The sequence below is a fragment of the Mycolicibacterium sp. 624 genome, assembly GCF_040548615.1.
Lineage (GTDB): Bacteria > Actinomycetota > Actinomycetes > Mycobacteriales > Mycobacteriaceae > Mycobacterium.
In genome coordinates, this window is the sequence record NZ_JBEPRZ010000003.1 from 207,293 (window position 1) to 219,442 (window position 12,150).

Annotated in this window: 12 protein-coding genes; 7 read left to right on the forward strand and 5 right to left on the reverse strand. The window is 67.5% G+C overall.

What is annotated here, in order from left to right; genetic code table 11:
- Window positions 1-18: 18 nt before the first annotated feature.
- The 3 genes from ABIA65_RS13885 to ABIA65_RS13895 are packed head-to-tail and all read right to left on the reverse strand — an operon-like array spanning window position 19 to window position 3,347.
- Entirely contained in the window at window positions 19-1,707 is a 1,689-nt protein-coding gene (locus tag ABIA65_RS13885; RefSeq protein ID WP_354523903.1) for a tetratricopeptide repeat protein, read from the reverse strand.
- Window positions 1,637-2,746, reverse strand: a complete 1,110-nt coding sequence (locus ABIA65_RS13890; RefSeq protein ID WP_502919561.1) for an ABC transporter permease — start codon at window positions 2,744-2,746, stop codon at window positions 1,637-1,639. The genes ABIA65_RS13885 and ABIA65_RS13890 overlap by 71 nt, the downstream gene beginning before the upstream one ends.
- A gap of 13 nt (window positions 2,747-2,759) precedes the next feature.
- Window positions 2,760-3,347 (reverse strand): TetR/AcrR family transcriptional regulator, encoded by a 588-nt coding sequence (locus ABIA65_RS13895; protein ID WP_241405173.1) that lies wholly within the window; start codon window positions 3,345-3,347, stop codon window positions 2,760-2,762.
- 153 nt (window positions 3,348-3,500) lie between these two features.
- On the opposite strand from ABIA65_RS13895, the gene ABIA65_RS13900 reads away from it, so the two are divergent.
- Together ABIA65_RS13900 and ABIA65_RS13905 are read left to right on the forward strand one after the other, a co-directional pair.
- A complete protein-coding gene (locus ABIA65_RS13900; protein WP_502919562.1) occupies window positions 3,501-4,145 on the forward strand; it encodes a DUF5701 family protein in 645 nt (214 codons plus the stop codon).
- 36 nt (window positions 4,146-4,181) lie between these two features.
- A complete protein-coding gene (locus tag ABIA65_RS13905) occupies window positions 4,182-4,799 on the forward strand; it encodes a PaaI family thioesterase (protein WP_241405175.1) in 618 nt (205 codons plus the stop codon).
- A 17-nt stretch (window positions 4,800-4,816) separates the two neighbouring features.
- Here ABIA65_RS13905 and ABIA65_RS13910 read toward each other — a convergent pair whose 3' ends face one another.
- Window positions 4,817-6,802 (reverse strand): FUSC family protein, encoded by a 1,986-nt coding sequence (locus tag ABIA65_RS13910; protein ID WP_241405176.1) that lies wholly within the window; start codon window positions 6,800-6,802, stop codon window positions 4,817-4,819.
- Window positions 6,803-6,877: 75 nt separating this feature from the next.
- Here ABIA65_RS13910 and ABIA65_RS13915 point away from each other — a divergent pair, with 75 nt between their 5' ends.
- Genes ABIA65_RS13915 through ABIA65_RS13925 form a run of 3 tightly spaced genes read left to right on the forward strand, consistent with a single transcriptional unit; the run spans window position 6,878 to window position 8,794 of the window.
- Window positions 6,878-7,576: a hypothetical protein gene (locus ABIA65_RS13915; protein ID WP_371747052.1), complete on the forward strand. Its 699-nt coding sequence runs from the start codon at window positions 6,878-6,880 to the stop codon at window positions 7,574-7,576.
- Window positions 7,573-8,013 carry a TIGR03618 family F420-dependent PPOX class oxidoreductase gene (locus ABIA65_RS13920; protein ID WP_354523904.1) on the forward strand — a complete coding sequence of 147 codons (441 nt, stop codon included), beginning with the start codon at window positions 7,573-7,575 and terminating at the stop codon, window positions 8,011-8,013. The genes ABIA65_RS13915 and ABIA65_RS13920 overlap by 4 nt, the downstream gene beginning before the upstream one ends.
- Entirely contained in the window at window positions 8,006-8,794 is a 789-nt protein-coding gene (locus ABIA65_RS13925) for an enoyl-CoA hydratase/isomerase family protein (protein ID WP_241405179.1), read from the forward strand. The genes ABIA65_RS13920 and ABIA65_RS13925 overlap by 8 nt, the downstream gene beginning before the upstream one ends.
- Before the next feature lies 1 nt (window position 8,795).
- Here ABIA65_RS13925 and ABIA65_RS13930 read toward each other — a convergent pair whose 3' ends face one another.
- Window positions 8,796-9,011 carry a (2Fe-2S)-binding protein gene (locus ABIA65_RS13930; RefSeq protein WP_241405180.1) on the reverse strand — a complete coding sequence of 72 codons (216 nt, stop codon included), beginning with the start codon at window positions 9,009-9,011 and terminating at the stop codon, window positions 8,796-8,798.
- Window positions 9,012-9,538: 527 nt separating this feature from the next.
- On the opposite strand from ABIA65_RS13930, the gene bfr reads away from it, so the two are divergent.
- Together bfr and ABIA65_RS13940 are read left to right on the forward strand one after the other, a co-directional pair.
- A complete protein-coding gene (gene bfr, locus ABIA65_RS13935) occupies window positions 9,539-10,018 on the forward strand; it encodes a bacterioferritin (protein WP_241405181.1) in 480 nt (159 codons plus the stop codon).
- Window positions 10,019-10,096: 78 nt separating this feature from the next.
- On the forward strand, window positions 10,097-12,148 hold the full coding sequence (locus ABIA65_RS13940) for an MDR family MFS transporter (RefSeq protein ID WP_241405182.1): 2,052 nt from the start codon (window positions 10,097-10,099) through the stop codon (window positions 12,146-12,148).
- The last annotated feature ends 2 nt before the right edge of the window (window positions 12,149-12,150 follow it).

The window sequence follows — 12,150 nt, forward strand, 5'->3', positions numbered from 1 at the left end:
CACCCGAGCGGCGAGGGCTCAGCAGCAGCCGTCGGCGACTTCCAGCCGGCAGGCGCACGAGGCCCGGATCGGCGTGTCGGCGCGGGCCGCCGCCACCTCGAGCTGCCGTTCGATGATGCTCGCCTCGTCATCGCGGCCCAGCCGTCGCAGGCATTCGTGGTAGCCGTGCAGGCTCCACACGTTGCCCGGGTGCTGACAGCACCGCGCCAGCGTCGGGTCCAGCCCGAGATCCTCGGCGTAGACGCGGGCGGCCTCCTCGACGTGGCCCTGCTCGAGAAGCAGCGCGCCGAGGGCGTGTCTCGTTGGCGTCATCCAGCCCCACGGTTCGTCGTACGGGAGCTGGTCGTCCAGCGCTGTGGCCTGGCGCAGCGCCGCGAACGCCGCATCGAAATCGCCCTCCCGGTAGGCGATCTCACCGTCCAGCATCGCCGCAGCGACGGCCAGGATGTCCCGGCTGGTGTTGTTGAACAGGTAGCGGCTGTCCGGGACACGCGCATATGCGGCGGCGAAGGCCTCCCGTTCGGCCCACGCCTTGGCCATTTCGCCCTTGGCGGCGTGGGCGACACCGCGGCCATACCGGACGATCGCGGTGGTGGTGCAGTACAGGGCCTCGTCAAGGGGTAGGGGTTCGGCGATCAGCTCGTCCCACTTGCCGAACCGAACCAGAACGTGAATCCGCAATCCCACGAATGCCTCTAGCCAGTCGGCCATCGGCGGTGACTCGACGGCCAGCAGCTCGGGCGTCAGCTGTGCCGCGAGTTCGTCGGCGGCCTGCAGGGCGAGCCGGAACTGGCCCTCGAACATCGCCGAGTAGACCACGAAGTGAAGATCGTGTGCCCGGTACAGCGAGTAGAAGTTGAGCGGCCCCTCCCGTTCGACGAACCGGCGATCCGCTTGTACAGCAATCTGATTCGCGATGATCGAGCTGCGATAGTCGCCACACAGCACGTCGATGTGGCTCGGCATGTGCTGCAGATGGCCCGCGTCGGGGACCAGTCCGCGCAACAGGTCGGCGGCGGGTAGCGCGGTCTCCGGGTGAGCCGACATCTCCATCGCGTGCAGGTAGAGATGCAGGATGCCGGGATGTTCGCGACCTGCAGGCGTGGCGAGCGCGGTGTCCAGGATCCGTACCGCCTCGACAACCCGGGAACCAGGAGCGGGTTCACCGGTCCCGGTGTCCCACAACGCCCATGCCGTGACGTTGAGCAGTGCGTCGGCCGCCAGCGCCTGCACGTCGATGTCGTCGGGATGGGCCGCCGCCAGCGCCGACATCGCCTCGGCGTAGCCGGCGTGCCCCGCGGTGAGCGCGGCGGCGTCGGCGGGATCAGCGGTGGGGAAGCGCGCCGACAGCGCTTCGATCAGCTCGAGTTCCAGCACCGAAGCCCGGCCCCGGCGGGCCTGGTCCAGCTCGTCGCGTGCCCGGGCCAACGAGTCGGCCAGGTCGACGGGGTCGAAGGCCTCCCAGGCCTTGTTGTAGTTCGGGCCGACCGCATACGCGATGCCCCAGCGCGCAATCGCGAGGCCGGGATCCAGCGCCAGAGCACGCTCGAAACACCGAATCGACTCCTCGTGGTTGAACGCGAACGCCCACACCATGCCGCGGTCGAACCACACCTGCGCCTCGGGCGAGGTGGTGTCAACCGGTCGGTGATGTGACCCGAGGTCGTAGTACGGCTCCATCTCGATCGGTGCCGCTGTGATCGTCATGAGTCGCACGATAATTCAGCGCTGACCGCAGCGCGCCCGATCGGACGACGGCGGCACCGCCGGCGAGCAGGCAGCCGACGGCCGCCCAGCAAAGGAGTGTGACCAGCGGTGTCATCGCGCCGTTGCCGCCGAAGTACTGGACGCTGCGCAGCAGTGCGACTCCGGAGCCCTGCGGCACGACCGCGTTGAGCGCGCTGTAGAAGCCCGACAGCAGCGGTTTGCCGACGGGGCCCGCCGCCGCCGCGTTGCCGACGATCACCAGAAACATCGTCAGCACGGCGGACGCCACCGTCCCGAACGCGGCGGCGACACCGGTGACGGCGCCGCCGACGGCCATGGCGTAGAGGAACAGTGCACCGAACACCGACCAGGTGTGCCCGGTGAGCGCGCCGAGTATGACGTCGGTGTAGAGCGTGACGCCCCCGGCGAGCAACGCCGCGAACGCGACGAGGCTGAGTGTGCGCCACACCAGTGTCGATGGCGCGTGCACACCGCCCATCATGCGGCCGAACAGCGTGGCACCCACCGATGCGCCGATCGAGAGAAAGATGACCGCGTAGAACACGACTGTGCCCTGTGGGTCGGCGGTCGTGCTGGGGGCCACGTCGGTGACGCTCGCGGTGAGGCCGGCGTTCTGGGCGATGCCACGACCGACGGTCTCCGCGGCGTTGGCGACGCTGCGTCCGCCTCCACCCGCGACGTAGACGTCCATGTGCCCGTCCGGGTTCACGACGAATGCCGCGTCCGCCGTGCGCTCGTAAACCGCGTCACGTGCTGCAGTCGCATCGGTCACCGGGGTGACCTCAAGGGTGTCCTGAGCCCGAATGCCGTCGACGACCTGCTGTGGGGCGGCCACCGCGACGGACAGATGGTGCAGCGTCGGCTTGGCGAAAGCGCCTGAGTAGCTGGCGATCATGGCGATGACGACGACAGCCAGCGCCGCCATGACCAACGCCACGTTGCGGACGTCGGCACGCGACGGTGTTGTCCTGGTCGCCGTTTCGGCGGCAGGGCGAGGGGGAGTGCGGTGCTTGCCCACGATGGACCTTTCGTCAGTTCATGGTCGCGGCGCGAGTGAGCAGTGCGTCGACGGTGTCGAGCGCAGCGGTCACCCTGCCACGAAGATCGGTGGTGTGCTCGGAGCCCGGAGGCTCCTCCATCCAGGACCGCAGAACCTCCTGGAAGCCGCCGACGAGGAACCGACTGACCGCCTCCGGCGAGAGACCCGGAATGGAGCCGACGACGGGCATGCCCTGGCGGGCAAGCTCCTCGCAGGCGGGCAGGAGTTCGGCGCGGAATGCCGCCACCACCCGTTGTGTCACCGCGCTGGGCACGACGTTGTGATACATCGCGCGGTGTTCGGCGGCCAGGTCGAAGATCCGCAGGATCCGTGACCGGGGCTCGCCGTCGATATCGGCGGTCGCAGCGGCGAAGGTCAGGGTGAACGCCGAGGCGACCGCATCGTCGCGGTCAGTGAAGTGCTGGTAGAAGACCTGCCTGCTGACTCCGGCACGCGCCACCAGATCGGCGACGGTGATCTGGTCGACGGGTCGTTCATGGGCCAGTGCGAATGCCGCGTCCCGCAACAGGGTGCGGACGCGTTCGGCGCGGGGGTCCACGCTGTGCGTTCGTGCGGCCATGGGGAGAGCGTAGGCAAGTTCGTAGACATCTGTCCACGAACTAGGAGATGATCTCGGCCACCGGTCGCGCCACGCTGTGACGCAGCGCTCACCGCGCACCGCTCGCGCGAGACGTGCGGGAACTCGGTCGCGGTCTCGCTTCGTTGCGGGCTGGTGACCATCGTGCGAGCAACCCTGCCGGACCTGCCGACTCAAGCGAATCGACTCATCGATCTTGGGGTGCACCGCCTCATGGGATGGCAGGCGAACCGGCTGCGCGCCGCCGCCGAACCCATTGGGGGACAGGCGTCGCTGCTCGTCGTTCACCCCGATCTGGTGCCAGCCTCGGCCCTCGCACCGCTGGTGTGCCACGACGACAAGCCCGGGTTCGTGGTCGCCGACATGACCGATGTCGACGAGTTCACCTCGGTGGCACCGCTGCCTGATTCGCCGCTGTACCTGATCGACGATCTCGATCGGGGCGATGACATGGCCAACTGGAGCCCGGACGAGGCGGCCCCCGCCATTGCCTCGGCAGGCCGGACCGCCCTCACGCTGACCGAGGGCCTGCACTGGCTGCTGCAGTGCCCCGACGTCCTTGAGCGTGGGCACTGCTACATGACCATCGGCTCACGCAAGCGCAAGCCCACCGGCGCACTCGACACCCGAACGCCGGCGATCTGGATCAGCAACGGCACCGGTCGCGACGGCTCCGACCGGCGTGATGCGCCGAAGGTGGGGTGGTGCTGGGCAGGCAACCGGCACACCTGGCTGGGATTCGCCTCGGCATCCACCCGCACGCCGGTCGCGCAGGCGTGATTCGACACCACTGCTAGAACGTGTTCTAGTGCAGCCATGGTTGAGTTCACCGTTGACAACCTCAGTGCGGCAGAGGTCGAACGCCTCCGCGGTATCTATGGACCACTGGCCGAGTCGGTCCGCGAACTCATCGACGCAACCATTCGCACCGAGGTCGACGCCGATACCGTTGCGACCGCGAGGGCCGAGATCGAGGCAGCCACCGCCAGGCTGCGCGACCGCCAGATCGACGGCCCCTACGGTGTGCGGATTTCGGAGAATGGCCTGATGCCCTGGGGGAACCCGGTGATTGGGCTGCGTAATCCGATCGCGCCGCCGCTGGTGATACACCGCGCACCCGACGGTTCGGTGTTCTGCGACTTCCACCTGGGCGGCCCCTATGAGGGCCCGCCCGGGCACGTCCACGGCGGGATCTCGGCACTGGTCCTCGACCACCTGTTGGGTGAGGCTGCCAGCGATGGGACATCGCCGCGCCTGACCGGCACCATCTCGATGCGCTACCTCCGCACCACCCCACTCGGCGATCTGCACGCCGAGGCGAGAATCGTTCGCACCGAGGGGATCAAGACCTACGCGGTCGGCCAGCTCTCGGACGCCGACGGCGTCACCGTGGAGGCCGAGGGGGTTTTCATCACGCCGAAGTGGGCCCGCTGACCGCTGTCCCCGCGGGATCAGGGCGCGCTGGGCGTACTCGCTGCGATCACCACCAGTTGGTCGGTCACGGTCTCGATCTCGGCCGCCAGAATCCGCGCCCACGCATCGTCGGCAGCCGCTAGCTCTGCACGCGCACGATCGGTGGCGACCGTCAGCGCGGCGACATCCACCGTCCACGCCGAACCCGCGGTCTGCGGGTCGCCGCGCAGGGCAGCGACATACTCGTCCACGGTGTTGATCAGGTCGTGACTGAACTCGGCGGGACGATGCGGGGGCAGGCTCTCCTCGAGCGCTGCGCATGCCGCGGTCACGGCGTTGAGCCCGGCGCGATACTCACGCAGCCACCTGCGCAGATGACGCTCGTCCATGGCGCCGACAGCCGCCGCGGCCTCGAACGCAGCCCTGGCCCGGTACGCACGCTCCCACGCCGCCGCAACGATGTCATCGGACCCATCGTGCACCGACGCCCCGATCACCATTGCCGCGTAATCGATCTCGGCCTTGAGTAGTTCGCTGGCACGCTGCCGCAGCCGGACGGCGGCCTGATCCGGCAACACGACGTGCGCGAGCACCGCCAGCATGCCGCCGATCAACGTCGCGGCGACGCGGTCGCTGACCGAGGCAAGACCGTCCACCCCGGCGATGTCGATGAGGAACACGATGGCCGCGGCCAGTGCCGCACTCACCGCCAGATAGCCAATCCCCGATGCCAGGTAGGCGACACCGAGCAGGGCCACCGCCAGCGTGGCCGCGGCCATACCGGTCGGATGCACCATCAGGGCGATGACCGTGGCGATCACGACGCCGATCACGTTGCCGCCGACGCGTCCCACGCAGCGCGTGTACGTGTGCGCGGTCTCGGGGCGCAGCACCATCACCACGGTCAGCGGGATCCAATAACCATGCGCCACCTCCGCGAAACGCGCGATCGCTACGCCGCAACCGGCGGCCACCGCGAGCCGTACGGCGTGCCGCAGCACCGGTGACTCCTTGGTGAGCTGCCCGCGGGCCATGGCGATCGTGTTGGCGAGCACGCCGAAGAAGTGCGACCGCGGTAACTGAGCCAGCTCGTTCGGCCGCGGCCCGAACTCGTTGAATCTGAGTGTCGCGGCCTCGCGCAGTTGGTCGGAGAGTCGTTCCACCAGTAACTGGTCAGACTCACCCGTCTCGGCGGCGACTGCCTCAAACCTGGTGATGGCGTCCTCGGCGGAGCCGATCTGCTTGGGCCGTGCGACGGCGTCCAACACCTCACCGGCGGCCGTCAGGATCCGTGTGCGGGCGTCGCCGTCCATTGTCCGTCGTGCGATCGCCGTCATGGTCGCCGCGATCCGTTCGGGCAACCTGTACCAGGCGCGGTAGGCAACCGGGTGGTGGCTGGCCTGCCTGTCGGTGAGGGCGAACGCATCGCGCAACTCCTGCAGCGGTTCCTCGGTGAACTGGGCTGCGGGGTCCTCGGCGAGGCTGCGAGCGTCGACCGCCAGGGATACATACGCGCGAGTCAGCGCCTCGCGCTGGATCCGCCAGCGCCGTCTCGGCCAGATCGCGATGAGTGCGGCCTGCGCCACGCCGCCTGCCACGGCGAGAGCGGCGGTGCCTCCTATTGCCGCCCAGGACGGCGTGATCGGCGGCGAGATGACCAGAAGGCCGCTCGCCGCCGCCGCGATCAGCCCCGGGTTCGAGCCTGCGGCCCATGTCATGCCGGCCCAGAAGCACCACACGGCGACGACGACCGCGAACAGCACCGAGTGCGCCGATGTGGCTGCGCCAAGCAGCACCGCGACGCCCAACGCGATCGAGACGCCAATGACCATCGGGATTCTGCCGCGTGGGCTGTCCCGAAGCGCCGTCGCGCCGGCGATCGCAGCGGCTCCGGCTGCGGCCGTTGCCCCGGCGGCACCCACTGTGGACAGACCGATTCCGGCCACCACGAGGACACCCAGCAGACTGCGAATCACCGCGCCGGGGTCCGTCAGGTACTGCCTCCGGGCCAGGCCCTTGATCACGAGACCATTTCTACTCCACCGAGACGCTGCGATCCGGGTGCCACGTCTGGGTAGGTTCAACGAGTGGAAAAGTTGATGGTCACACTTCGCCGGTCGGTGGCCGACGAGTCCTGGTGCACGAGATTGCGTTCGCAGGTCGGGGACGAGCTGCTGGCCCTCGGTCTGCCGGGTGTCGCGGTGAATGTGCGCGACGGCGCGGTGCGGGATTCGTTGATGACGCTGACGACGCTCGACCCGCCCGTCGTCGCGGTCGTGAGCCTGTGGACACAGCAGTACTACGGCGAGGCGTCCCAAAAGGCGCTGTCCCTGCTCGAGCGCGAGTGCGAGCTCAGTGCCGCCTACCTGGTGACCGAGTCGGTGCCAATGCCGCCTCCGGACGTCATCGGAGCGCGGACCGCGGGGCTGGCCAATGTGGCGCTGTTGCGACGCCCGGAGCACCTCGATCCGCAAACCTGGCTCACCCGTTGGCATATCGACCACACCCCGGTCGCGATCGCGACGCAGTCCACATTCGGTTACACCCAGAACACCGTCGTGCGTGCGCTCACTCCCGGCGCGCCGCTCGTCTCCGCCATCGTGGAGGAGAACTTTCCGATTGAGGCCACCAGGGATCTGCACGCGTTCTTCGGCGCGGCCGACGACGCCGATCTCGGTGACCGGATGAACCGCATGGTGGCGAGCACGTCGGCGTTCGGGGCCAACGAGCAGGTCGACTGCGTGCCCACCAGCCGCTATCTCCTGCGCAGTCCCTTCGCCCCAGAGGTCGTTGTATGACAACACTTTCCGATGCCGTCGCGCTCGCAGCCGCCGACCAGGGCCTTGCCGTCGTGGCGACGCTGCGCGCTGACCAGACCATCCAGTCCTCGCTCATCAACGCCGGCGTGCTGACTCATCCCGCGACGGGCGAGCCCAGCCTGGCGTTCGTCACCTACGGCCGGGTCAAGCTCGCCAATCTGCGGTCGCGACCGCAGCTCGCCGTGACGTTCCGCGACGGCTGGCGTTGGGCGACTGTCGAGGGCACCGCCGAACTGGCCGGGCCCGACGACCCGAGACCGTGGTTGACCGACGACGGTTTGCGCGTGCTGCTGCGCGACGTCTTCACCGCCGCGGGCAGCACGCACGACGACTGGAACGAGTACGACAGGGTGATGGCCGAACAGCGACGCACCGTCGTGTTGATCGCACCCACGCGGGTCTACAGCAATGGTTGACCCTTACGCTTCAGACGTGCTCGTGCAGACCGGTGACGCCAATGGCGTCCGCACCCTGACCCTGAATCGGCCCGAGGCGCTCAACGCCTTCAACGAGGCGCTCTACGACGCGACCACCATCGCGTTGCTGGCGGCCGACGAGGATCCCTCGGTCGCGGTGATCCTGTTGACCGGCGCCGGCCGAGCGTTCTCCGCAGGCAACGACCTGCTCGAGATGCAGGCGCGTATCACCGACCCGGACTTCCAGCAGGGCGAGCACGGGTTTCCGGGGCTGATCAGGACGCTCACGGCGCTGCGCAAGCCGCTGATCCTGGCGGTCAATGGTCTCGGCGTCGGTATCGGGGCGACGATCCTCGGCTACGCGGACCTCGTCTTCATGTCCTCGACCGCACGCCTCAAGTGCCCGTTCACCAGCCTCGGCGTGGCACCCGAGGCGGCATCGTCATATCTGCTGCCGCAGCTGATCGGCAGGCAGAACGCCGCCTGGATGTTGATGTCCTCGGAATGGGTGCACGCGGAGGAGGCCCTGCGGATGGGGCTCGCGTGGAAGGTGTGCGAGCCCGACGATCTGCTGGGCGAGGCGGGCAGGCACGCGGAAGTCCTTGCCTCCCGATCGATTCCCAGCCTCATGGCGGTGAAGCAGACGATCGTTGACCCCACTCGCGCCGAGATCACCGCGGCAGCGGCACGCGAGTACGCGTTGTTCGAGGTGTTGCTCGGCGCATCCGCCAACGTCGATGCGCTGTCGGAGTTCTCCGGCAGGCGCAAGGGCTCGGACTGACTTACCCGACTGCGCGGCGGGAGCAGGCCAACGCGGCCTGCCTGGGACAGCCCTGCACCTGAACTGCATCGATGATGGCGCGGACGGTACGGCGGCAGCGCCCGCAGTCGGAGCCAGCACCGCACGCCTCGGCGATCTGCTTGGAGGTGCACGCTCCGGATGCGGCGAGGTCGGCGACCACCTGGCTGGTCACACCATTACAGAGGCAGACGAACATCAGAGCACCCGCCCCGGTACGGCAATCACGCGAGTGCGGCTTTCCGCGCGTACGGCAGAAATGCGATCACTGCGGGGCTGGCCTCCGAATGGCCGACCGTTGGTTCACCCCGGTGAATTGAGGTCGAGACAATTAGCCGGGAATGGAATGGGGCGGGATTGTGGCCGACACGGCAATTCGTCGATTCGCGAATGCCGTCGGGACGACGAGTCGCAGCCGAAATGAGCGATTGAATACGCTGATCGCTCATCACTTCCGCCTCGTAATCGAAGGCGCTCAGCCGTACGACCGAGCCCCGCTGCCAGTAGGTTAGTGCAGTCTAACCTTACTAAGGGCAGCCAGTCCATCATCGGTGGCCAGATAAGGTTCGCCTCACCAAAGACATGGGCAAACGGGGGACCGGACACGCCGAGGGGTGCCAAGTTTCGATCGCCGACGACGGCCTCCTGGACTAGGTTGGGAAGCGTTCGACAGCCACGAACAACCCATGACACGCGGTCGGCCAGTCCGCTGCCCAAGGAGCGATCATGCAAGGCGATCCAGAAATTCTGAAGCTGCTCAATGAGCAATTGACGAGCGAACTCACCGCCATCAATCAATACTTTCTGCATTCCAAGATGCAGGACAATTGGGGCTTCACTGAATTAGCGAGTCATACCCGCGCGGAATCATTCGATGAAATGCGTCACGCCGAGGCGATTACCGATCGAATTCTGCTTCTCGATGGGCTGCCGAACTACCAGCGGCTCTTCTCGCTGCGGGTTGGGCAGACGCTCCGCGAGCAGTTCGAGGCCGACCTGGCGATCGAGTACGAGGTCCTTGAGCGCCTCAAGCCCGCGATCACGCTGTGCCGATCCAAGGAAGACCCCACCACTGCGAACCTCTTCGAGTCGATCGTCGCCGACGAGGAGAGCCACGTCGATTACCTCGAGACCCAGCTCGAGCTGATGGACAAGCTCGGTGTGGAACTGTACTCGGCGCAGTGCGTCTCACGTCCGCCGAAGTAGCGCTGTAACTTTTGTAGCCTATCTAACGATATCGTGGTGGGCGCTCTGAGCGCCAGCAACGACGTTCGAGAGGCTTTCATGACGAGTTCCGCACCGAGTGCGGTCGCGGACCCCGAGTCCGCGGCCGCGCTCCTCAGTCCGCAGCGACGCAACCTCATATTCGTCGCGGTCCTGCTCGGCATGCTGCTCGCGGCACTGGACCAGACGATCGTCGCCACCGCACTTCCGACCGTCGTCGCCGATCTCGGCGGCGCCGGCCATCAAGCGTGGGTGGTGACCAGCTACCTGCTCGCCTCGACCATCGCCACCGTTGTCGTCGGAAAGCTCGGCGACTTGTTCGGCCGCAAGATCGTCTTCGAGGTCTCGGTGGTGTGCTTCCTGGTCGGCTCGGTGCTGTGCGGATTGGCCGGGTCGATGACGATGCTCGTCGCCTCGCGTGCGCTGCAGGGTATCGGCGGCGGCGCCATCATGGTGACCGCGATGGCGGTGATCGGTGAGGTCATCCCGCTACGCGATCGTGGCCGCTATCAGGGCGCACTCGGCGCGGTCTTCGGGGTCACCACCGTGATCGGCCCGCTGCTCGGCGGGTTCTTCACCGACCATCTGACGTGGCGCTGGGCATTCTGGATCAACGTTCCGGTGGCGATCGTCGTCCTCATCGTCGGCGCGCTAGCGATCCCGTCGCTGGCGAAGGCCGCCAAGCCGGTGATCGACTACGCGGGCATCGTCCTCATCGGGATCGCCGCCTCGGGGCTCACACTGGCCACCAGCTGGGGCGGCGGTGAGTACGCCTGGACCTCTCCGGTGATCATCGGCCTTTTCGCCGGCTCCGTCGTCGCGCTGGCCGTCTTCGTCAGGGTCGAGATGCGCACACCCGAACCGATCCTGCCCATCCGCCTGTTCGCAAGCCCGGTCTTCACGGTGTGCTGCATTCTGGCGTTCATCGTCGGTTTCGCGATGCTCGGTGCGCTGACCTTCCTGCCAACCTTCATGCAGTTCGTCGACGGGGTATCGGCGACCGAGTCGGGTCTGCGCACCCTGCCGATGGTGGTCGGGATGCTGCTGACATCGATCGGCAGCGGCAACATCGTCGGTCGCACCGGCAGGTACAAAGTGTTCCCGGTGGCGGGCACGGCCATCATGACGGTGGCGTTCGTGCTGCTGTCCCAGATGAACGCGACGACGCCGGCCTGGCAGCAGTCGCTATACCTGTTCGCGCTTGGCACCGGTATCGGCCTGTGCATGCAGGTGCTCGTGCTGGTGGTGCAGAGTACGTCCACCTTCACCGATCTTGGTGTCGCGACGTCGGGTGTCACGTTCTTCCGCACCATCGGAAGCTCTTTCGGCGCAGCGATATTCGGCTCCCTGTTCGCCAACTTCCTGGCGGGCCGGATCGGCCCGGCACTGATCGCGGGCGGCGCGCCGCCGGCCGCCGCGGAGTCTCCGAAGGCGCTGCATGCGCTCCCACCGGAGATGGCCGCGCCCATCGTCGAGGCCTACGCCGACGCGCTGGGCACGGTGTTCCTGTGCGCGGCGCCGGTGGCCGTCGTCGGGTTCATCGTCTCGCTGTTCCTTAAGGAGATCCCGCTGCGGGAGATGGAGGCCGCGGCGGCGACTGACCTCGGCGAGGGCTTCGGCATGCCAGGCGCCGACTCGCCGGAGAAGATCCTCGAGGTCGCCGTCGGGCGGATGTTCCGCGACTCGCCCGAGATCCGTTTGCGCAGCCTGGCCCGTGAGCCCGGATGCGAACTCGACGTCGCACAACTGTGGGCGCTGCTGCAGATCTATCGACAGAACCAGGTCTTCGGGTCGGCGACCCTGACTGATATCGCCGAACGGCTCCGGGTGCCCCACGAGGTCATCGAGCCCACGTTCGAGGGTGTCATCCACGATGGCCTGGCGCTCGGGACGGGTGGCAAGTTGTGGCTCACGCAGGCCGGTGCGAAACACGTGGAGGCGCTGTCGGCGGGAATCGTCGGACGCATCGTCGACAAGCTCGCACAGTCGCCGACCTTCGAGGGCATACCGGATCGCGAGGCGGTCGACGCCGCACTGGAGCACATCGCCCATCGCATGCTGCTTCAACGCGACTGGACCGATGACCGCAGAGAGTTGACCGCGGCGCGCTGAGC